Origin of the sequence: Glycomyces endophyticus (genome assembly GCF_039531525.1) — a bacterium.
Taxonomy (GTDB): Bacteria; Actinomycetota; Actinomycetes; order Mycobacteriales; family Micromonosporaceae; genus Glycomyces; species Glycomyces endophyticus.
In genome coordinates this window covers 154661-176035 of record NZ_BAAAQF010000005.1, presented here as the reverse complement: position 1 = coordinate 176035, position 21375 = coordinate 154661, and the positions used below count along the sequence as shown (strand labels likewise).

Annotated in this window: 21 protein-coding genes; 16 read left to right on the top strand and 5 right to left on the bottom strand. The window is 71.2% G+C overall.

Annotation, left to right across the window (positions count from 1 at the left end):
- Positions 1-192: 192 nt before the first annotated feature.
- Positions 193-879 carry a lipoyl(octanoyl) transferase LipB gene (gene lipB, locus ABD419_RS07460; protein WP_344483937.1) on the top strand — a complete coding sequence of 229 codons (687 nt, stop codon included), beginning with the start codon at positions 193-195 and terminating at the stop codon, positions 877-879.
- Positions 880-929: 50 nt separating this feature from the next.
- Here lipB and ABD419_RS07455 read toward each other — a convergent pair whose 3' ends face one another.
- Both ABD419_RS07455 and ABD419_RS07450 read right to left on the bottom strand, forming a co-directional pair.
- Positions 930-2303, bottom strand: a complete 1374-nt coding sequence (locus tag ABD419_RS07455; protein ID WP_344483934.1) for an alpha/beta hydrolase — start codon at positions 2301-2303, stop codon at positions 930-932.
- Between the two features lie 19 nt (positions 2304-2322).
- The gene (locus tag ABD419_RS07450; RefSeq protein ID WP_344483931.1) at positions 2323-3114 is read right to left on the bottom strand and encodes an ABC transporter ATP-binding protein; all 792 of its coding nucleotides are present in this window, start codon (positions 3112-3114) and stop codon (positions 2323-2325) included.
- A 227-nt stretch (positions 3115-3341) separates the two neighbouring features.
- Between ABD419_RS07450 and ABD419_RS07445 the strand changes: the two genes are divergently transcribed.
- Positions 3342-4397: an ABC transporter ATP-binding protein gene (locus ABD419_RS07445; RefSeq protein WP_344483929.1), complete on the top strand. Its 1056-nt coding sequence runs from the start codon at positions 3342-3344 to the stop codon at positions 4395-4397.
- Positions 4394-5416 (top strand): ABC transporter permease subunit, encoded by a 1023-nt coding sequence (locus tag ABD419_RS07440; protein ID WP_344483926.1) that lies wholly within the window; start codon positions 4394-4396, stop codon positions 5414-5416. The genes ABD419_RS07445 and ABD419_RS07440 overlap by 4 nt, the downstream gene beginning before the upstream one ends.
- Before the next feature lie 52 nt (positions 5417-5468).
- Here the strand turns inward: ABD419_RS07440 and ABD419_RS07435 are convergent, their stop codons facing one another.
- Both ABD419_RS07435 and ABD419_RS07430 read right to left on the bottom strand, forming a co-directional pair.
- On the bottom strand, positions 5469-6638 hold the full coding sequence (locus ABD419_RS07435) for an ROK family transcriptional regulator (protein WP_344483923.1): 1170 nt from the start codon (positions 6636-6638) through the stop codon (positions 5469-5471).
- Positions 6639-6707: 69 nt separating this feature from the next.
- Positions 6708-11570 carry an NAD-glutamate dehydrogenase gene (locus ABD419_RS07430; protein WP_344483920.1) on the bottom strand — a complete coding sequence of 1621 codons (4863 nt, stop codon included), beginning with the start codon at positions 11568-11570 and terminating at the stop codon, positions 6708-6710.
- 213 nt (positions 11571-11783) lie between these two features.
- On the opposite strand from ABD419_RS07430, the gene ABD419_RS07425 reads away from it, so the two are divergent.
- From ABD419_RS07425 to ABD419_RS07400, 6 genes are all read left to right on the top strand, one after another.
- On the top strand, positions 11784-12398 hold the full coding sequence (locus ABD419_RS07425; RefSeq protein WP_344483917.1) for a DUF4178 domain-containing protein: 615 nt from the start codon (positions 11784-11786) through the stop codon (positions 12396-12398).
- A gap of 49 nt (positions 12399-12447) precedes the next feature.
- Positions 12448-12942, top strand: a complete 495-nt coding sequence (locus ABD419_RS07420) for a DUF2617 family protein (RefSeq protein WP_344483915.1) — start codon at positions 12448-12450, stop codon at positions 12940-12942.
- A 32-nt stretch (positions 12943-12974) separates the two neighbouring features.
- Positions 12975-13442, top strand: a complete 468-nt coding sequence (locus ABD419_RS07415) for a DUF4247 domain-containing protein (RefSeq protein WP_344483913.1) — start codon at positions 12975-12977, stop codon at positions 13440-13442.
- A 36-nt stretch (positions 13443-13478) separates the two neighbouring features.
- The gene (locus ABD419_RS07410) at positions 13479-13916 is read left to right on the top strand and encodes a DUF350 domain-containing protein (RefSeq protein WP_344483911.1); all 438 of its coding nucleotides are present in this window, start codon (positions 13479-13481) and stop codon (positions 13914-13916) included.
- Positions 13917-13938: 22 nt separating this feature from the next.
- A complete protein-coding gene (locus tag ABD419_RS07405) occupies positions 13939-15522 on the top strand; it encodes a polyamine aminopropyltransferase (protein WP_344483909.1) in 1584 nt (527 codons plus the stop codon).
- Between the two features lie 87 nt (positions 15523-15609).
- Positions 15610-16452 (top strand): helix-turn-helix transcriptional regulator, encoded by an 843-nt coding sequence (locus ABD419_RS07400; RefSeq protein ID WP_344483907.1) that lies wholly within the window; start codon positions 15610-15612, stop codon positions 16450-16452.
- Between the two features lie 20 nt (positions 16453-16472).
- Here the strand turns inward: ABD419_RS07400 and ABD419_RS07395 are convergent, their stop codons facing one another.
- On the bottom strand, positions 16473-17360 hold the full coding sequence (locus ABD419_RS07395) for an aldo/keto reductase (protein ID WP_344483905.1): 888 nt from the start codon (positions 17358-17360) through the stop codon (positions 16473-16475).
- Positions 17361-17471: 111 nt separating this feature from the next.
- On the opposite strand from ABD419_RS07395, the gene ABD419_RS07390 reads away from it, so the two are divergent.
- The 7 genes from ABD419_RS07390 (at position 17472) to ABD419_RS07360 (ending at position 21345) form a co-directional block, all read left to right on the top strand.
- Positions 17472-17972 carry a hypothetical protein gene (locus ABD419_RS07390; RefSeq protein ID WP_344483903.1) on the top strand — a complete coding sequence of 167 codons (501 nt, stop codon included), beginning with the start codon at positions 17472-17474 and terminating at the stop codon, positions 17970-17972.
- A gap of 91 nt (positions 17973-18063) precedes the next feature.
- Complete coding sequence (locus tag ABD419_RS07385; protein ID WP_344483901.1) at positions 18064-18498, top strand: hypothetical protein; 435 nt, start codon at positions 18064-18066, stop codon at positions 18496-18498.
- Between the two features lie 186 nt (positions 18499-18684).
- Positions 18685-19062, top strand: a complete 378-nt coding sequence (locus tag ABD419_RS07380) for a YbaB/EbfC family nucleoid-associated protein (protein ID WP_344483899.1) — start codon at positions 18685-18687, stop codon at positions 19060-19062.
- Between the two features lie 2 nt (positions 19063-19064).
- Positions 19065-19379, top strand: a complete 315-nt coding sequence (locus tag ABD419_RS07375; RefSeq protein WP_344483896.1) for a type VII secretion target — start codon at positions 19065-19067, stop codon at positions 19377-19379.
- Between the two features lie 14 nt (positions 19380-19393).
- Positions 19394-20119, top strand: a complete 726-nt coding sequence (locus ABD419_RS07370; protein ID WP_344483893.1) for a hypothetical protein — start codon at positions 19394-19396, stop codon at positions 20117-20119.
- An 11-nt stretch (positions 20120-20130) separates the two neighbouring features.
- Positions 20131-20880: a DddA-like double-stranded DNA deaminase toxin gene (locus ABD419_RS07365; protein WP_344483890.1), complete on the top strand. Its 750-nt coding sequence runs from the start codon at positions 20131-20133 to the stop codon at positions 20878-20880.
- A gap of 27 nt (positions 20881-20907) precedes the next feature.
- Positions 20908-21345 carry an Imm1 family immunity protein gene (locus ABD419_RS07360; RefSeq protein ID WP_344483887.1) on the top strand — a complete coding sequence of 146 codons (438 nt, stop codon included), beginning with the start codon at positions 20908-20910 and terminating at the stop codon, positions 21343-21345.
- Positions 21346-21375 lie beyond the last annotated feature (30 nt).

Here is a 21375-nt window from a genome sequence, read left to right as displayed (position 1 = left end):
TACCTTAGGAATAGTAGTGTGACAGCTCACGCGCGGTCACCGGGGCGGCCGAGGGCGGCAACTAGTCGGCAATTAAGTAACGGCATCATAAAGAACGACCAGCGCATAACGGACCTGAAGCAACGTTGGAACCTCCGTGACGCATCCGTCGTCCGATGGCCGCCCGGGCGCGCCGGGGACTATCGTCGGGGTATGACCGACACTGTCGACGAGCGCACCGCGGCTGCTTCGATCAGCACCGTCGAGGGCATCACCGTCGAGAAACGCGGCCTCATGGACTACCAGGAGGCCTGGGACTACCAGAAGGAGCTCCAGCAGCGCCGGATCGACGACGAGATCGGCGACACCGTGCTCCTGCTCCAGCACCCGAGCGTGTACACCGCCGGGCGCCGGACCGAGACCTGGGCGCTCCCCCAGGACGACACCCCGGTCGTCACCGTCGACCGCGGCGGCCAGATCACCTGGCACGGCCCCGGCCAGATCGTGGGCTACCCGATCATGAAGATGCGCAACAAGGTCGACGTCGTCGGCTTCGTGCGCCGCGTCGAGGACACGATCACCGCCGTGTGCCACGAGTTCGGCGTGACGACGGCGCGCGGGCGCCTCCACGACCGCACCGGCGTGTGGCTCCCGGAGGACGACAAGGGCCCGGAGCGGAAGATCTGCGCGATCGGCGTGCGGGTCCGCTGGGCGACGACGATGCACGGGTTCGCGCTCAACTGCAACCCCGACATGACGTACTGGGACCGGATCGCGCCGTGCGCGATCACGGACGCCGACGTCACCAGCCTCTCCCAGGAGCTCGGCCGCGACGTCACGGTCGAGGAGGTCCTCCCGGTCGTGGAGAAGCACCTGGGGCTCCTGCTCGAACGGGACTAGCGAGACGATACGGGAACGGGCGCGGCGTCCGCCGCGCCCGTTCCGCGCGTCTACGGGCAGTCGGGGTTCGCCTCGGGCTGCGCGTCGGCGAGCGCGGGGGCCCCGCCGAGCATGACCTTGAGGATGTTGTTCCAGGCGTCGGACTCGGGGTAGAAGATCTCCGAGTGCGAGTGGACGCCCTCGACGGTCTTGCCGGAGAGGCCCCGCTCGGCCAGGCTCACCCCGTAGTCGTCGACCGCGTCCGGGGCGTCGGAGAGGCTCCCGGTGGCGAGGCTGCGCACCCCGGGGAACTCGTCGGGGTCGGCCCCGTGGCCCAGGAGCGGCACGTACGGCATGCCCTGGACGTACGAGATCGGGTCCCCGGGCGCGGTGATGGAGTAGCGGTCGCGGCACGGCTCGGTGTAGTCCTCGGGGCCGTAGACGCCGCTGCCCATGCCCGCGGAGGCGATGTGCAGCACCCGGTCGACCGCGAGGTCGAGGGTCTCGGCGGTGCCGACGACCGCGCCGCCGTACGAGTGGCCCACGAGCGTCACGCCGACGCCGCCGCCGAGCTGGGCGCGAAGGTCGAACGTGAAGGCCGCGAGGCTGCGGGCCGCGACCTGCGACCAGGACGCCCAGGCCTCCTCGATCCAGCCCGAGGGGGACGGCGCCTCGGCCCACACCAGGACCGCGAGCTCGCCGCCGCCGGCCGCGACGAACGACTCGGCGCGCTGGCGGTAGAGGTTGAAGTTCTCGCTGTCGATCATCGCGGAGCCGCCGGGGACGAGGACGGCGACCTCGGACGCGGTGCCGAGGTCGCCAACGACTTCGATCCAGGACCCGGTGCCGCCGTTGCCGTACGGGTCGAGGTAGACGAACTCGCGGTCCGAGCCGACCAGCTGCGCGAGGTCGGCGCGGACCGGCCGCTCCTCCGTCCACGGGCGCTCGGGGCCGTCGTGGGCGGTGGAGGCGGTCGCGGCGGCCTCGAGGACGATCCGGTTCGCGGCGATGCGGGCGTCGAACGGCGCGCCGGGCATCCGGGCGATCACCGTCGGGTAGAGGACGGCGAGCCAGGCGGTGCGCTCCTCGCCGAGCCCGGCGAAGAACCCGCCGACCTCGACCGGGTCGAGCAGCGCGCCCGCGTCGTGCAGGTCCGCGAGCGCGGCCCCGAGCTCGCCGGTGCCGGCGTCGGGGACGGCGGCGGCGAGGAGGTCCGCGGCCTCGGGTTCGGCCAGCGCGGCGTCGAGCGCGTCGGCCGGGTCGTCGCCGTCGACGGGCGCGGCGGCGCGCAGGGCGGCGAGTTCGGCGTCGGGTTCGGCGGCGAGCACGGGGACGGCGTGGAGCGGCTCGGCCTCGGCCTCGCCGCGGATCAGTCCGGCGACGTAGACGAGCGCCACGGCGGCGACGGCCGCCAGGGCCGTCGCACGCCACCACCGGGTTCTCACCGGGTCAGCGTAGCCGAGCTCAGGCGGCGGTGGCGGTGAAGCGGTTGCCGTTGGCGGTGAGCGTCAAGGGCAGGCCGAAGGCCTTGGAGAGCGTCTCGGAGGTCAGGGCCTCGGCGATGGGGCCGGCCGCGATGACGCCGCCGGCGGAGAGGACCAGGGCGTGCGTGAAGCCCGGCGGGATCTCCTCGACGTGGTGGGTGACCAGGACGAGGGCCGGGGCGGCTTCGTCGCGGGCGAGGCCGGCGAGGGTCGCGACGAGCGCTTCGCGGGCGCCGAGGTCGAGGCCGGCGGCGGGCTCGTCGAGGAGGAGCAGCTCCGGGTCGGTCATGAGCGCGCGGGCGATGAGGACGCGCTTGCGCTCGCCCTCCGAGAGCGTCCCGAAGAGGCGGTCGGTGAGCTGGGCGACGCCGAGCCAGCGCATGAGGGAGGCGGCGCGCTCGTCGTCCTGCGGGTCGTACTCCTCGCGCCAGCGGCCCATCATGCCCCAGGCGGCGGTGCGGACGACGTCGAAGGCCTTCTCGTCGTTGGGGATCGAGTCGGCGACCTGGGTGGTGGTCAGGCCGATGCGGGGGCGCAGCTCGAACACGTCGACGCGGCCGAGGCGCTCGCCGAGGATCTCGACGACGCCGGAGGTCGGGTGGTTGCGGGCGGCCGCTAGGTTGAGCAGCGTCGTCTTCCCCGCGCCGTTGGGGCCGAGGACGACCCACCGCTGGTCGGCGTCGACGTGCCAGTCGACGCCGTCGAGGAGCTGGTTCCCGCCGCGCCGCACGGTGACGCCGGACAGGTCGAGGACGCGTTCAGACTGAGCCACGGGTCAATGAAACCACGCGGCCCGGACGTCCGGACGCGGGCGGGCCGCGCGGTGGGAGTAGGACACACGGGCGAGCCCCGCCGGGGGCGCTCCCGGAGACGGCCCGGCCGCCGTGCAACGGCGCGGCCCCGGGTGGCGTCTCACAGGTAACGTCGCGCGAGCACGGCCGCAGCCGCGGCAGCCCACCGGGTGCCGTCACCGGCCTCGCCTCACATGGAAATGAGTTCATGCCCCCCATCATCGAGATACAGGGGCTGCGGAAGACCTACCGAAGGAGCTTCCGCCAGCCGCACAACGCGTTGGACGGCCTCGACCTCGAGGTCGCCGCGGGCCAGGTCCACGGGTTCCTGGGTCCCAACGGGTCCGGCAAGACGACGACGCTGCGGGCCCTCCTCGGGCTCATCCGCGTCGACGGCGGGACCATGCGGATCTTCGGCGAGGAGGTGCCGCACCGCCTGCCGCAGGTCGTGTCGCGCATCGGCGCCGTCGTGGAGTCCCCGCAGTTCTTCAAGCACTTCTCGGGGCGCCTGACGCTCCAATTGCTCGCGGAGAGCGCGGGCATCCCGAAGGAGCGCGTCGAGTCGGTCCTGGAGCAGGTGGGCCTGCGGGACGCCGCGAAGGCGTCGGTCAAGGGCTACTCGCTGGGCATGCGCCAGCGCCTGGCGGTCGCGCAGGCGCTGCTGAAGCAGCCGCAGCTGCTGATCCTGGACGAGCCCGCGAACGGCCTGGACCCGGCGGGCATCCACCACATGCGCGAGCTGCTGCAGTGGCTCGCGCACGAGCAGGGCGTCACGGTCGTCGTGTCCTCGCACCTGCTGTCCGAGGTGCAGCAGCTGTGCGACTCGATGACGATCGTCTCCAGGGGACGGCGGATCGTCGACGGCTCGGTGGCCGACATCATCGCGGGCCACTCGGGCGCGTCGCTGAGCGTCCGGTTCCCGGACGCGGCCTCGCTTCCCGAGGCGGCGGAGGCGCTCACGGCGGCGAAGCCCGGCGTGAGCGCGGTCGTGGAGCGCGACCGCCTGGTCGTCGCGAACGCGCCGGAGCCGGCGTGGGTGACGCGGACGCTCGCGGAGGCGGGGATCTACCTGTCGGAGCTGGTGACCCAGACGAAGAACCTGGAGTCGGTGTTCCTGGAGCTGACGGGGACCGCCCCGCAGCCGGGGCAGACCGTCCAGATCGGGCAGTCGGTGGCGGTGGCGCCCGCGGCGGCCGCGCCGATCGAGGTGCCCGTGCACGTCACCCCGGACGCCGGGCCCGAGGCCGAGGAGGCGCAGCGGTGAACCTGTTCAGATCGGAGCTGCGGCGCATCGCGCGCCGCCGCCTGTCGCTCGTGTTCGGCATCCTGATGCTGGCCGGGCTCGTGGGCCTGTCGGTGATCATGGCGTCGATCTCGTCGAAGGGCCCCAGCGAGGAGGCGCTCGCGAGCGCGCAGGCGCAGGCCGACGAGTGGAACGAGCAGAACCCGGACTACCTGGAGTGCGTCCGGGACGAGGACTACTTCGACGGCAACGAGTACTACAGCTGGGTCGAGACCGACCCGGAGTACGAGGACATGGACCACCAGGAGGCATGCGAGTACTTCGTGGGCGGCTCCCGGGCCGAGGACTTCATCTGGTCGTACACGTTCAGCTTCGAGGGCGAGGCGCCGTTCCTGCTCGTCGGGGTCCTGGTCGTCACCGGCCTCATCATGATGATGCTGGCGTCCTCCGCGATCGGCGCGGAGTGGTCGAGCGGCGGCATGTCGAACCTGATGGTGTGGCATCCGAACCGGATGGGGCTGTGGGGCGCGAAGCTCGGCGCGGCGCTGGCGGCGTGCGCGGCGGCGGTGGTCGCGATGGCGGCGCTCGGGTTCGCGCTCCTGCTGGCGGCGGCCGCGCTGCGCGGCGAGGTCGGCGACCTGGACGGGCCGTGGTGGGAGGAGACGCTCACGTACGTCCTGCGCACCGGTGTGCTGGCGCTGGGGATGACGGCTTTGGGCGCGTCGCTGGCGATGCTGGGACGGCACACGGCCGTCGCGGGCGGCGTCATCGCGGGCTACCTGATCATCGGCGACCTGATCGTGCGCATGGTGTCGATGAACCTGTCGATGCCGTTCCCCGACCGCTTGTCCCTGTACACGTGGGCGGGCGCGTGGATCACCGGCAGGATCGAGCTCCAGGACTGGAGCGCCTCGGGGATGGACATGACGCCCGACGTCATGGTGATCACCTGGGGCGACGCGGGCGTGCTGCTGGGCGGGATCGTGCTGCTGTTCGGGGCGCTGGCGACCTGGTCGTTCCACCGCCGCGACGCGGCGTAGCGATGTCGTGCGCCGCCTCCGCCGCGTCGCGGCGGGGGCGGCGTTCGGCGTCTCAGTCGAAGAGGCTCTCGCGCACGGCGTCGAGGCCGTGGAGGATCGCGCCGCGCATGATGGGCTCCTCGATGACGGTGCCGGCGACGACGCTGGGGTTGACGGGGGCGAGCTGGGAGGTGTGGGCGGCGACGCGTCCGGCGAGGACGAGGCCGCCGGCGTAGCCGACCGGGCCGCCGAGGACGACGACGGTGGGGTCGAGGAGGACGCACACGGCGACGATGCCGAGGGCGATGCCGCGGGCGATCTCGTCGAGGCAGGCGGCGCCGGCCTCGCGGGCGTCGATCGCGGCGGTGAGGACGTCCTCGGGCTCGGTGGCGTCGAAGCCGTGCTTCGCGCCGATGTCGAGGACGGCGTCGCCGCCGATGACGCGCTGGTAGGAGCCCTTGGAGAGGCGGGTGACGATCCCGCCGGTGGGCAGGTCGCCGCCGGGCACGGGGAGGAAGCCGATCTCGCCGACGGCGCCGGAGGCGTCGCGGTAGAGCCGGCCGTTGAGGATGACGCCGAGGCCGAGGCCGCCGCCGAACCACGCGTACACGAAGTCGGAGGCCCCGCCGGCGCCGCCGGAGCGCTGCTCGGCGATGGTGGCGAGGTTGACGTCGTTCTCGATCGCGACCGCGGCCGCGAACTCCTCGTTCAGAGCGGTGCGCAGGCCGCGGTGCCAGGCGGGGAGGTTCCAGGAGAAGCCGATGTCGCCGCTGCCGGGGTCGATGACGCCGGGCGTGCCGAGGGTGATCCGCTGAACCTTGGCCATCTCGATGCCGGCGTCGGCGACCGAGTCGGCGACGACGCGGCGGACCACGGCGACCGGGTCGGTGGAGCCCTCCACGTCGATCTCGGCGCGGCCGACGATGCGGCCGGTGAAGTCGGCGCACGCGCCCTTGGTGGTGACGGGCCCGACCTCGACGCCGACGACGTACGTGAACGCGGGCACCGCGGCGTACAGCGACGCGTTGGGCCCGCGGCCGCCGGACTTGGACCCGACGACCTCGACGAGGCCGCGGGTCTGGAGGCGCTCCATCATCTGCGAGGCGGTGACCTTCGACATCGAGGTCCGCTCGGCGAGCTGCGCGCGCGTCTGGGGCCCGTCTTCGAGCAGGAGCTTCAGCGCGGCCTGGTCGTTGAGGACGCGCAGCAGCTTGGGCACCCCGGGGGTGTGGCTCTTCGGCATTCGTACTTCCTTTGACTCCGAGCCCACATTATCCACGGGGTCCCCACACGCCCCGCCGCGTGTGACCGGTCAATCGCCGTCGGTCTCCACGAGGCCGCGGATCTGCCTGAGCGCGACCGAGAGGACGGCGAGCTTCTCGTCGGAGCGCTCGGCCTCCTCGGTGGCCTCGTGCAGGGAGGCGATCTCGGCGGCGTGGCGCTCGGCCCAGGACTCGACGGCCTCGGCCGGGTCGGTGCCGGGCTTGGCCTGGAGGACGCTGGCGGTGAGGCCGTGCATGGCGCCGTACAGGTCGTAGCGGAGCGCCGACCGAGCGAGGGTCTGCCACCGGTTGGTGCGCGGCAGGGCCGAGATCTGGTTGAGCATCTCGTCGAGGTGCACCTGCGCGGCGATCCCGTAGTAGACCTTCGCGGTGGTCTCCAGGTCGGTCTCCAGCAGGCGCGCGCACTCGACGACGTCGACGAGGCCGAACCCGAAGATCGGGGCGGAGGCGTCGCGGGCGATGTCGGCGGGCATGCCCTGGTCCTCGAGCTGGTCCACGAACTCCTCGAACCCGACGGCCTCGGAGTCGGTGAGCAGCACCGGGAGCATCGGCTGGAGCACCTTGAGGCCGCGCAGCCGCTCGGTCTCGGCGGCGACGTCGAGGTGGCCGCGCCGGTGCTGGACGAGCCAGCGCACGCCGCGGTCGAGGAGCCGCCGGATCACGAGCATGGCCGCGACCTGGGCGTCCTGCGGGACCTGGCTGTCGAGGGCCTCGATGCGGCGCCACAGGTCGGGCAGGCCGAACGCGTCGCGGATGATGACGTACGCGCGGATGACGTCGACGACGTCGGCGCCGGTCTCGTCGGCGATGCGGAAGAAGAACGTGGTGCCGCCGCGGTTGACGGCCTCGCCGACGACCGCGGTGGTGACGATCTCGCGGTGGAGCGGGTGCTCGGCCATGAGGTCGTCGTACGGCTCGCGCAGCGGCGCCGGGAAGTACTCGCGCAGCACGGGCGCGGTCCACTCCTCGGCGGGCAGGTCGGAGTCGAGGACCGCGCGCTTGGCCCAGATCTTCACGTACGACAGCAGGACCGCGAGCTCGGGCTCGGTGAGGCCGCCGCCGGCGGCGGAGCGCTCCTTGAGCTGCTTGTCGCTGGGGAGGCCCTCGATCTCGCGGTCGAGGCCGACGGACTTCTCCAGGTGCTTCATGAGCCTGATGTGGACGGGCAGCAGGCGCCGGTTGAGGCGGATCGCGTTGGACAGGGCCATGTTCTGGCCGTAGTTGTCGGCGAGGACCGCGTCGGCGACGGCGTCGGACATGTCCATGAACAGCTTGTCGCGGGAGGCGGGGTCGCACCGGCCGGTGAGGGTCGCCGAGCGCAGGAGGATCTTGATGTTGACCTCGTGGTCGGAGGTGTCGACGCCCGCGGAGTTGTCGATGAAGTCGGTGTTCATGCGCCCGCCGAGGCCCTCGGGGCCGCCGGCCTGCGCGAACTCGATGCGCCCGAGCTGCGTGAAGCCGAGGTTGCCGCCCTCGCCGACGACGCGGCAGCGCAGGTCCTCGCCGTTGACGCGGACCGCGTCGTTGGACTTGTCCCCCGCGGCGGCGTCGGTCTGGGACGCGGCCTTCACGTACGTGCCGATGCCGCCGTTCCACAGCAGGTCGACGGGCGCGGTGAGGATCGCGCGGATGAGCTCGGGCGGGGTGAGGTCCTTGACGTCGGCGTCGATGCCGAGCGCGGCCCGGACCTCGTCGGAGACGGGGATGGACTTCGCGGCCCGCTCCCACACGCCGCCGCCCGCGGAGACGAGGGACCGGTCGTAGTCGGCCCAGGTCGAGCGCGGCAGGTCGAACAGGCGCCGCCGCTCGGCGAACGACCCGGACGCGTCCGGGTTCGGGTCGATGAAGATGTGCATGTGGTTGAAGGCGGCCACGAGCCGGATGTGCTCGGACAGGAGCATCCCGTTGCCGAACACGTCGCCGGCCATGTCGCCGATGCCGACGACGGTGAAGTCCTGCGTCTGCGTGTCGAGGCCCTCGGCGCGGAAGTGGCGCTTGACGGACTCCCAGGCGCCGCGCGCGGTGATGCCCATCTTCTTGTGGTCGTAGCCGACCGAGCCGCCGGAGGCGAACGCGTCGCCGAGCCAGAACCCGTACTCGGCGGCGACGGCGTTGGCGACGTCGGAGAACGTCGCGGTGCCCTTGTCGGCGGCGACCACGAGGTACGGGTCGTCGCCGTCGTGGCGGACCACGTTCGGCGGCGGGACCACGGTGTTGTCGGCGTCGCGGTTGTCGGTGATGTCGAGGAGCGCGGAGATGAACTCGCGGTACCGGGCGACGCCCTCGGCCTGGAACGCGGCCCGGTCGGCGAAGGACTCCCGCTTGAGCACGAACCCGCCCTTGGCGCCCACGGGCGTGATGACGGTGTTCTTGACCTCCTGGGCCTTGACGAGGCCGAGGATCTCGGTGCGGAAGTCCTCGCGCCGGTCCGACCAGCGCAGGCCGCCGCGGGCGACCTTCCCGTACCGCATGTGCACGCCCTCGAACTCCGGGGAGTACACGAACACCTCGAACATGGGGCGGGGCTTGGGCAGGAAGTCGATGGCGCGGGCGTCGAACTTGAACGCGACGTACTCCTTGGGGCGGCCGGCGTTGCCGCGCTGGAAGTACGAGGTGCGCAGGGTCGAGCGGATGAGCGTCAGGAACGCGCGCAGGATGCGGTCGGCGTCGAGGCTGGGGACGCCCGCGAGGCCGTCGGCGAGGGTCTCGTCGATGCGCGCGACCGCGGCCTCGCGGTCGGCGCCCACGCGCGGGTCGAAGCGGGCCTCGAAGAGCCGCACCAGGTTCGCGGCGATCTCCGGGTAGGCGCCGAGGGTCGCGGCGATGAACTCCTGCGAGAACACGAACCCGCACTGGCGCAGGTACTTCGCGAGCGCGCGCAGGACCACGACCTGCCGCCAGGTGAGCCCGGCGTGGATGACGAGCTCGTTGAGCCGGTCGGACTCGGCCTCGCCGGCCCACGCGGCGCGGAACGCGTTCTCGAAGCGGATGCGCAGCTGCGGCACCGACTCGGCGGCCTCGCCGGGCAGTTCGAGCCCGAAGTCGTGCAGGTGGATCGTGCCGTCGGCGCGCTTGATGTGGTACGGGCGCTCCTCGGCGACGCGCACCCCGAGGTCGCGGAGGACCGGGAGGGCCTCGGACAGGCCGATGGGGTCGCCGAACGAGTACAGCTTGAAGTGGACGTCGGCGTCGTCGCCGCCGCGGCGGAACAGCTGGAGTTCCATGTCGCCGCGCTCGCGGAGCAGTTCGAGCTTCGCGATGTCCTTGGCGGCGTCGATCGGCGAGTGCTCGGCCTTGTACGTGGCCGGGTAGGCGTTCGCGTAGGCCTTGTACAGGGTCCGGGCCTGGCCCTCGCCGACGTGGTGGTCGAGCTGGAGGGCGAGGTCGGCGTCCCAGGAGCGGGTGGCGTCGGCGAGCTCGGCCTGGATCGACTCGACGTCGACCGGGGGGTGGTCGGCGAACGGGTCGATGCGGACCACGAAGTGGAGGCGGGCGAGCACCGACTCGGTGACGCGGGCGTCGTAGTCGACGGCCTTGCCGTGGAGGCGGCGGCGCAGGATCGCCTCGATCTTCACCCGGTTCTCGGTGTTGTACCGGTCCCGCGGCAGGTAGACGAGGCACGAGTAGAAGCGGCCGTAGACGTCGCGGCGCGCGAACAGGCGCAGGCGGCGGCGCCCGGCCAGGCGCAGCACGCCCATCGACGTCGAGTACAGGTCGTCGGTGCGGGCCTGGAACAGCTCGTCGCGCGGGTACGTCTCGAGGGCGGTGACGAGGTCCTTCCCGGAGTGGGAGGAGAGGGTCACGCCCGAGCGCTCCAGGACGTCCTGGACCTTCCGCTTGACGACGGGCAGGTCGGTGACGCTGGAGAGGTACGCGGCGGAGGTGAACAGGCCCAGGAAGCGCAGCTCGCCGTCCGGTTCGCCGTTCGCGTCGAACGTCTTCACGCCGATGTAGTCCATGAAGGACGTGCGGTGGACGGTGGAGCGCGCGTTCGACTTGGTGATGACCAGCAGGCGCTTCGTCCCGATCTGGGCGCGCGCGTCGGCGTTGAACGTCGTCAGCGGCCGCGGCGCGGACGGGGCCTTGCGCAGCAGGCCCAGCCCGGTCTCGGCCAGCGGCGCCAGCGCCTGGGCGTCGCCCTCGCCGGTGAGCCGGTACTGCCGGAAGCCCAGGAACGTGAACTTCTCGTCCGCGAGCCAGCGCAGCAGCTCCACGGTGTCGTCGATGTCCTTGGGCGGCACGGGGGGCGCCGGTGCGCCCGCGGCGCCGGACGCGGCGGCCTCGAGCCCGCCGGCGATCTCCAGGGCCTTCGCGCGCATGGCCTGCCAGTCGGCGACGCACGCGGCGACGTCGGCGAGGACGACCTCGATCTCGGCTTCGAGCCGCTCGCTGTCCTCGGCGCCGGAGAGGCGCTGGACCTCGATGTGCATCCAGGACTCGGCGAGCCCGCCGGGCGCGGGGGCCTCCTGGAGGTTCCCGTCGGCGTCGCGCCGGACCGGGACGATCGGGTGGACGAACACGGCGATGTCGACGCCGTGGCGGTTGAACAGGCCCGTGAGCGAGTCCACCAGGAACGGGGAGTCGTCGCAGACGAGGTCGACGCGCGTGGAGGACGCCGCGTCGGGGCCCTCGGCGTCGTCGGGGCAGTCGATCTCCAGGCAGACCTGCCCCGGAGCGCGCACCTCGGCCATGCGGCGGTGGTGGGCGGTGGTCTCGAGCAGCTGCTGCGCGCTGCGGCCGACGAGGTCGTCGTCGGACACCAGGCTCCAGTACAGCTCGACCAGCCGCGCCAGTGATTCGTCGGATCCGGCCAGTCGGGCCGCCTCGGTCAGCAGTTCCTCCCGGTCGGGGAGGGTCTCGCGGAACTCTTCGTCTCCGATGAACGCCAACACGTCTCGATACTCCAGTCCGAATCACCGTCGACCCACATCATTGTGAGCCGCTTCCAGGCTAGATCCTAGAGTCGGCAGTCGACGACGGGGTTACACCCGAGTTGCCGACGCGACCTGAGTGACGGCGATCTCCACCTCGGCCGTTCCCCGGGGGGCACCATGTTGGCGGTAGAGTGACGTCAAGGAAACGCCCCACAACCCGAAGGCACCGCCATGACCCTCGTCATCGTCCTGCTGATCGCCGCCGCGGCCGTCCTCGGCTGGGTCCTGTGGCGCAACAACGCCCGCAAGCGGGAGGCGGAGCGGACCGCCGCGGCCCCCGGCCCCGTCGACCCGTTCGCCGACGCCGACACCGACGTGCTCCGCGGCGACCCCCGCCGCCTCAAGGCCGCCGACCTCGTCGAGCTGTACGGCAAGACCCTCGCCGTGCGCGGCAGCCTGCGCCTCTCCGAGGGCGACTACCGGTGGTCCGAGCACTTCCTCGACACCGGCACCGGCGTCAAGCGCTGGCTCTCGGTCGAGGCCGACCCCGACCTGGAGGTCGTCATGTGGGAGGAGATCACCGGCTCGGACCTGCAGCCCGGCCCGCGCGAGCTCAGCCACGACGGCGTCTCGTACCGCTCGGACGAGCAGGGCACCGCCCGCTACACCTCCGAGGCCACCACCGGCCTCGCCCCCGCCGGCACGGTCAAGTACCACGACTACGCCGGCCCCGACGGGCAGAAGCTCTCCTTCGAGCGCTTCGGCGACGAGGGCAAGTGGGAGTTGGCGAAGGGCCTTACCCTGGACCGCAACCAGATCACGATCTACCACCAGAGCGAAGCCTGACCCTCCCCCTCCACGATCCCCGGAGCACACGCTGATAGCCCACATCGAGGTGCCGTTCGCCGACGTCTCGGCCGCCTCGCTCACCTTCCGGCCCGACGCGCCGTCCATGCCGGTCCTCGACCGGATGGACCGCGACGCCGGGCCCCTGCGGCTGTCCCTGCGCCTCCTCGGCGCCAGCCACCAGGCGGTCGTGGCGACCCCCGACGGGTTCATCGCCGAGACCCTCGCGTACCGCACGAACCTCGGCCCGGACCTGCCGGACGCGTTCACCCAGCGCGTCGGCCCCTGGCGGCACCGGTACGAGTGCACCGTCGAGACCCTCACCGTGCCCGAGCTGCGCAAGCGCGTCCGGGCGCTGCGCGACCGGGCCGTCCAGCGCACCGCCGAGCCCGACCTCCTCGTCGGCGTGTTCGGCGCCGACCCCGACGCGCTCACCGCGCTGGAGGTCACCGGGACCGACCCCCTGTCGTGGCGCACCGTCCACACGTACCCGCAGTACGGCGAGGTCGTGACCACCGTCAGTCGCGTCGAGCACGTAAGCTGACCCGAACCCCGAGAGACCACCGAGGACCGCCGATGACCCACGGACAGCAGCAGCATCCCCCGACCCCCGCTTCGCGCGGCATGAACTGGAAGCACTGGACGGCCGTCATCGTCGTGCTCGCGCTGTGCTGCGGCGGGGTGTTCCTGATGAACACGAACTTCTCCAACCCCACCGGGACGATCCGCGACCACTACGACCGCGCCGCCAACCTCGACGAGGGCGGCGGCAAGGCCTACACCTCCAGCCTGTCGCCGGCCACGGTCGCCGACCAGATCGACGACGACGCCGAGGCGCGCGAGGAGCGCTCCTCCGGGGGCACCTACTACCTCCAGTACTCCAAGCACATCGTCGCCGTGTCCCCCTACCGCGGCGGCTCGAAGATCCTGGTGCACGACTACCGGTCCGGGTACAACCACTACTCCTCGGTGTTCATCCTGTGGGGCTGGTCCTCCTCGCCCCCGTCGCCGTTCCGGGGCGGCGGCCCCGGCTCCGGCAAGTAAGCCCAGTCCCGCAATCCTGAAAGGCACGGCCTCCCAATGATCGAAGAGCTCAGCCGCGACGTCCTCGGCCCCCTTGTCGGCGCCGTCGCCTACAGCGCCGTGGGCATCGTGCTCATGGTGCTCGGCTACCTCGTCACCGACTGGCTCACCCCCGGCAAGCTCGGCGAGCTGATCTGGACCGAGCGGAACAAGAACGCCGCGATCCTGCTGACCTCCAACGTCCTCGGCGTCGGCCTCATCGTCGTCGGGGCGATCTGGGCCTCCGAGGGCGGCGTGGTCCGCGGCGTCGTGTCCACGTTCGTGTACGGCGTGATCGGCTTGGGCGCCATGGCGATCGCGTTCCTCATCCTCGACCTGCTCACTCCCGGGAAGCTGGGCGACATCCTCACCGAGGACGAGCTCCAGCCCGCGGTGTGGGTGACCGCGGCGATGCACGTGGCCCTCGGCGGGGTCATCGCGATGGCGCTGTCGTGACCGCCGCGGCGAAGGCCTCGTCTTGACGGCTGCGGCCGACACCCCCCAGACGACGACGTTGAGCGCGCGCCGGGTCCGCCTGGCGCGCTTCGGCCTGCTCGCGACCGCGTTCGCGGTCTCCGCGTGCGGCCTCGTGTACGAGCTCGCGCTCATCACCCTGGGCGCGTACCTGGTCGGCAACACGGCGAAGCAGGCCTCGATCGTCCTGGCGGTCATGGTGTTCGCGATGGGCCTGGGCGCGCTCGCGGCGAAGCCGCTGCGGCGCTGGCCAGCCCTGTCGTTCGCGGTGGTGGAGCTGGCGCTGGCGCTGCTGGGCGGGTTCTCCGTGATGCTGCTGTACGCGGCGTTCGCGTGGACGAACCTGTACTCGCTGCCGCTGGTGGTGGTCGCCGCGGCGATCGGGCTGCTCATCGGCGCGGAGATCCCGCTGCTCATGGAACTGCTGCAGCGCATCCGGGAGCAGGCCGCGGGCGCGGCGGTCGCCGACCTGAACGCCGCGGACTACCTGGGCGGCCTCATCGGCGGCCTGGCGTTCCCGTTCGTGCTGCTGCCGTTCTTCGGCCAGATCCAGGGCGCGCTCATCGTGGGCGCGGTGAACGCCGTCGCGGGCGTGCTCCTGATCTTCGTGCTGTTCAGGAACGACCTGTCGACGATCGCGAAGCAGCTCCTGGGCCTGGTGGCCGGGCTGACGGCGCTCCTGCTCGTGGCCGCGTTCGCGTACACCGACAAGTTCGAGACCGACGCGCGCCAGGCGCTGTACTCGGCGCCGATCGTGTACACCGAGGACACGCAGTACCAGCAGATCGTCATGACGGAGTCGGCGTCGCCGTTCGGCGAACTCGACCTGCGGCTGTACCTGAACGGCGACCTCCAGTTCTCCTCGGTCGACGAGTACCGGTACCACGAGGCGCTGGTCCACCCGGCCATGGACGGCCCGCACCGGGACGTGCTGGTCCTCGGCGGCGGCGACGGCCTCGCGGTGCGCGAGATCCTGCGCTACCCCGACGTGGCGTCCGTGACCCTGGTCGACCTCGACGGGGCCGTCACCGACCTCGCCCGGGACTTCGGCGACCTGGTGGCGCTGAACGGCGACTCCCTCGACGACCCGCGGGTCACCGTCGTCAACGAGGACGCGTTCACCTGGCTGCGGCAGCAGACCGGGGCCTGGGACACGATCATCGTGGACATGCCCGACCCCGACGCCACCGAGACCGCGAAGCTCTACTCCACCGAGTTCTACGCCCTCGCCGGCGACCACCTCGCCGACGGCGGCCGCATGGTCGTCCAGGGCGGCTCGCCCTACTTCGCGCCCAAGACCTACTGGACCATCGACGCGACCCTCGCGAGCGCCGGGTACGAGCCCACCCCGTACTGGGTCTCCGTGCCGTCCTTCGGCGACTGGGGCTACCTCATGGTCCAGGCCGACGGCACCGCCCCCGACCTCGGCCTCGACACGTCCGTCGGCCCGTTCCGGTCGCTCACCCCCGAGCTCGTCGAAGCGGCGCAGGTCTTCCCGCCCGACCGCGCCGAGATGGACATGCAGCCGTCGACGCTCATGCACCCGGTCATCCTCGACCTCGTCGAATCCGAGTGGCAGAACTACTGACCCGCGGTGCGCGGCAAGGCGTCGGCGGCCGCCCCGGCGCCCCGGCGGAGACACCGGGCGCCACCCGAACCGGACTAGAATCGCCCCATGCCCGCTGAGATCCAGACGCTCGGAAGCCTGCTCCGCACCTGGCGCGAGCGGACGGACCCGAAGGACGCGGGCGTGACCGGCGGCGGGCGCCGCCGCGCCAAGGGCCTGCGCCGCGAAGAGCTCGCCACGCTCGCCGGCGTCAGCGCCGACTACGTGGTGCGGCTCGAACAGGGCCGGTTCCGGACCCCGTCCGCGCAGGTCGTCGCCGCCCTCGCCCGCGCGCTGCGGCTGTCGGGCAGCGAGACCGACCTGCTGTTCCGCGCCGCGAACCACCTGCCGCCCGGCCCGAGCACCGTCGCCGTCGAGGTGCCGCCCGCCGCGCGGCGCGTCGTCTCCCGCATGTCCGGCCAGCCGCTCGCGGTGTACACCGCCGACTGGACGCTCCTGTACGCGAACCGGATGATGTGCGCCCTCTTCGACCTCCCGTCGCCGGCCGAAGCCGTCGGCGAGAACCTGGTCGTGCGGACCTTCGTCGACGAGGTCTCCTCGAAGATCGCCACCCCGAAGGGCGGCAACGAGGTGTTCGAGCGGGCGCTCGTCGCCGACCTGCGGCTCTCGGCGACCGAGCTCGGCGAGGACCCCGTGTTCCAGTCGCTGGTGACCACCGTGCGCGACAAGAGCCCCCGCTTCGCCGCGCTGTGGGACGAGGGCCGCGCCGCGCCCCACAGCGCCATGGTGAAGACGGTCCACAACTCCGTCGTCGGCGACCTGACCATCGACTGCGACACTCTCATGGTCACGGGCTCGAACGTCAGGATCATCCTCTGCTCGGCGGCGCCGGGCCCCGACTCGGAGAAACTCGAAGCGCTGCGGGCCCGGGTGCTCGCGTCGGCCGCCTGAACGCGACAGCAAGGCGAGCGCTAGCCCGCAGGCGCGACCTTGTCGAGGCGCGCCAGGTCCTCGGCGTCGAGCACGATCTCACCGACCGCGAGGTTCTCGTCCAGGTGCGCGACGGACGCGGTGCCCGGGATCAGCAGCATCCGCTCGTACTGCGCGAGCAGCCACGCCAGCGCGACCTGCGAGGTCGTGACGCCGTGCTTGCGGGCCACTGCCCCCACGTGCTCGTCGGCGGCGAGGCGCTTCGGGCCGCCCCCGGCGAGGAACGCCGAGCCGAGCGGGAAGAACGGCACGAACGCGATGCCGTGCGCGCGGCACAGGTCCACGATGGCGTCGTCGGTGCGGTCGAGGATGCTGTAGGCGTTCTGCACGCACACGACCCCCGCGAGGTCGACCGCCTCGCGCACGGTGTCCAAGTGGGCGTTGGAGATCCCGATCATGTCGATCTTGCCCTCGTCGCGCAGCTCCATGAGCGCGCCGAGCTGGTCCGCGAGCGCCGGCTGGTCGGCGCCGGGGAGGTCGCGCTCGAACCGGCGCAGGTTCACCAGGTCCAGGCGCTCCACGCCCAGCGAGCGGAGGTTCTCCTCCACCTGCGCCTGCAGCGAGGCGGGCTCGCCGTCGGGGAGCCAGCCGCCCTGGGCGTCGCGGGCCCCGCCGACCTTGGTCGCCAGGACCAGGCCCTCCGGGTAGGGGTGCAGCGCCTCGCGGATGAGGTCGTTGACGACGTCGGGTCCGTAGATCTGCGCGGTGTCGATGTGGTTGACGCCCGAGGCCGCGGCGTGGCGCAGCACGGCCCTGGAGCGCTCGGGATCGGCGGGCGGCCCGAACACGCCGGGTCCGGCGAGCTGCATGGCGCCGAAGCCGATGCGGTTGACGGTGGCGTGTCCGAGGTTCGCGGTGTGTTCGCTCATGCCTCGACGGTAGGGCGGTTCCAGGGCCCGTTCCAGAGAAGGCTTTTCGTGGGAAGGAAGTTCCCACCTCACGTTGCGACGGCTGTCGGCGGGCGCTGGCACACTCGGGGCATGGACTTCTACCCGTACCCGCCCGCCGCGTCGGCCCGCATCGACCCCTTCGACACGAAGCGCGCCGCCGTCCAGTACCGGGTCTGGGGCGGCTCCAGGTCGACGTACGCGTTCACCGAGCGGGTCGCGCCCGGCCCCGACTTCCCGATGGACGGCCACATCCCCATGGGGTACAAGGTCCTCCAGTACGCCCAGAAGATCGCGGTGTTCAAGGACGCCGCGCTCGTGCGCGAGTGGCCGCGGGTCGAGGAGGGCCCGCGCCGGGAGCCGGAGCCGGTCCCCGAGCCGGTGCCGGGCGTGAAGCGCAAGACCCGGCCCACCGCCCCGCTCGCCTCCATCTGGGAGGTGAACACCTGCGGCTTCATGATCGAGTCGCCGTCAGGGGCGCTGAAGCTCCTCGACTACGACGCCGACGAGGCCATGGCGGCCGGGGCGCTGGCCTCGGTCGACGCGGGCGCCGCGGCGGTGTGGTTCGTGTACGCGGCCGAGAACTGGCACTGAGAGCCGACGTCCCGCGCTCGGGCCGCCCCTGCGCAGGCCAGTCCGCACTATCCTGAGAACGCCCCCGCCCCCTTCCTCCCCTGGAGACGCTATGCCGTCCGCCGAAGGTCCCCGCCACATCCGAGTCGGCTACTCCCGCAAGGCGTCGACGCTCATGATCGTCATGGGCCTCGTGCTCATGGTGTGCGCCGCGATCTCGCTGTTCACGCCCTTCATCCCGGTGCTCGTCCCCATCGGCCTGACCGGCCTCGCGCTCCTCGGCGGCGGCCTGCGCTCGTTCTTCATGCCGCGGTACCTGTACCACCCGGAGACCGGCGTGCTCACGGTGTTCATGGCCTTCGGCCCCAGCAGCAAGGGCACGCCGGGCCCGAAGGGCGAGCGCGTCTACTCCGACGGCCGCCGCGTCTACCGCGAGTCCCCCGACGGCGAACGCCACCGCGTCAGCTTCACCGGCACCGACCGCGCCGAGATGGCCCGCCTCGTCCAGGCGCTCCCCCCGGAACGCCCCGCGGTCACCGACCACTGACGTTCCAGACCATTCACTCGAAACCATCTCAATCTGGCCCCACTGGCGCACACGCATCTCATGCGCCCTCAGTGGTCACCGAGCGGTACCCCATCGTGACGCGAAGTTTCCTATAGTCCGGAGTTGAACCCACCGACCGGCCGACCGGCAGCGACCGCCTTGGCCGCCAATCGGAACGGAGCAGCGATGGACAACCCCTTGATGGACGTGGAGGGCGCCCGCCAGCAGCTGGAGGACTGGATGGCCCGCGCCGAGCAGCGCGCGGCCGAGACCCAGGCCGCCGCGGCAGGCCTCCAGGCACTCCTCATCACCGCCACCGACGACAACGGCATCGTCGAGACCACGATCGACCACAGCGGGAACCTCGTCGACGTCCGCGTCAACGACCGCGTGACCCGCCAGCCGGCCCCGTTCACCGCACGGGCCATGTTGCAGGCGTACCAGAACGCGAAGCGCAAGCTCGCCGAGGCGGCGGCCGAGGTCGTCCGCGAGACCGTCGGTGCCGACTCCCCCACCGGCAGGGCCCTCATGGCGGGCTTCCCGACCGGCGACGGCGAGGTGTGACCATGTCCAGCGGCATCGACGTCGATCCCGACGCACTCCGCGCCCACGCGAGCGGCCTCCTGGAGGTCGCCGGCCGCTTCGACGCGGTCCGGCAGGCCAGCACGCAGATCTTCCAGGACGACGAGGCCTACGGCCTGCTGTGCCAGTTCTTCCCGCCGATCCTGGAGGAGCGCCACCTCGACCAGGACGCGGCCGTCGACGTCATCGCGGAGAACCTGACACTCCTCGCCGACGCCGTCAAGAGCTGCGCCGACCGCTACGAGGAGGCCGACGCCGGCGCCGCCGACGACTTCAGCTCGATCGAATCCGAAATCTGACACCGGGAGCGCGCATGACCGAATCCCTGGTCGCCACCGAAAGCGACATCACCCCCGACAACAGCGCCTACCGCGACGCGAGCACCGGCTTCTCCTTAGTCGAAGGCGCCGGAGACGTCCGCACCGCGATCGACGAGGGCAACTGGGTCGACGCCTCCATCGCCGGGATCGGCCTCGCCATCGAAGGCGCGGCCATCGCGATCGACCCGTTCAGCACCCTGCTGGCCATGGGCATCGAGTGGGCCATGGAGCAGATCGAACCCCTCAAGGAGGCTCTCGACTGGCTCGCGGGCAACCCCCAGGCCGTCGAGACCCACGCCCTCACCTGGGACAACATGTCCGCCGAGCTGCTCTCGATCAGCGAGGACCTGGGCCGCCGCCTCGAAGGCGACCTCCAAGGCTGGCAGGACGACGCAGCCGACGCCTACCGGACCATGCTCGGCGCCAACGCCGATCTGGTCGCCGCCCTCAGCGGCACCGCCGCCGGCATGGCCTCAGCGACTCGGGGAGCGGGCACGCTGGTCTCGATGATCCGCGAGTTCGTCCGCGGCTTCATCGCCGACTGCGTGGCGAAGGTCGTCGTCTGGCTCGCCGAAGTGGTCTTCAGCGTCGGCCTCGCGACTCCCGTCGTCGCCAGCCAGATGGCCGCGGCCGTCGTGAAATGGTCCGCCCGCATCTTCGGCTGGCTCATGGGCCTGGTCACCAGCATCCAGTCCCTCCGCGCCCTCCTCGACATCTGAGGGGCGTGCACATGCGCAGACTCACCCGCGCGCTCACCGGTGCGCTCACACTCGCCGCGCTCGCCGTCCTCACCGGTCTCCACACCAGGCGCAACGACCCCCCGGACACCAGCCGCCCCAAAGGAGGCGGCACTCCCCCCAAGGGAAAACTCGGGCCGATCATCAAGGGCATCGGCGACGAAGGCACCCGCCAGCGCCCCAAAGGCTCCGACGCGAACCCGCCTCCACCCACGACGACCGACCCCAACCCCTCGACCGCAGAAACCACGACTGATGCCAACCAGGCGGCGATCGATCAGGCATTCAACGACTTGCCGCCCTTCACCGGGGGTCGCTACGACGAGAACGGCAACCCGACGAGCTCGGCGACCTCCGGCTATCTCCTCGACGGAAACGACCGGATCAAGAATCCGTACGACAGCTCTGGCGGCGAGATGTTCAACAGCCAGAACAAGCAACAGACGCCGGCTCCGGAAGTTGAGAATCTCGTCAAGGACTCTCCATCGAGCCACCCGAGGGGCTACTCACAGCTGGGGAACAAATCAGATGTCGAAATGAAGGTGGCCTACCTGATGCGAACGAAGGGCGAGGAGGGAGGCGAGAATCTCGATCTGGTCATCAACAACCCGAAGGGCCCTTGCAGCATGTGTCAGGATACGCTGCCATTTGTACTCAGGCCTGACCAGACCCTGACTGTCCACTGGATCGACGACAACGGCGTCAAGCAGAAGAGCCCGCCGTTCACAGGAAACGATTGGTAGCGTACTACTTGCTAGGAGCAGCAACACATGCCAGAGCCATATCCACAGGTGAGGATCGCATTTCAAACGGACCACCTCCGCAATCCGATCCGACCGCAGAGCGCGGCGGAGTTCGCCGCAGTCGTCGATGAGATTGTTGCAATCGACGACTTCAACAGCAGTTATGCGACGGTGTACTTCAGCACCACTCGTGGCTCCGAGATCATGCTGGGCGTAGGCGTATTCGGTAGAAAGCATCTCGGAGCGATTCTGTATCAGAGCGACGAGGAGGAGCGCTACACGAAGGGCGAGCGCGCCTCTCAGCGAGAAGTCTTCTACGCGGACTTCGGTAATCCGCGATACTTCCCTCAGGATTCTGAGATCGACTTGGACCGGGTCAAGGCCACCCTGGCGGCCCTGTTCGAACTCGACGGTCGTCTGCCCGACACGGTCGAATGGCAGTCGTGGGTCGACACTGAGCACTGAGTCCGTCGCAACGCTGTCACGAATCTGGAG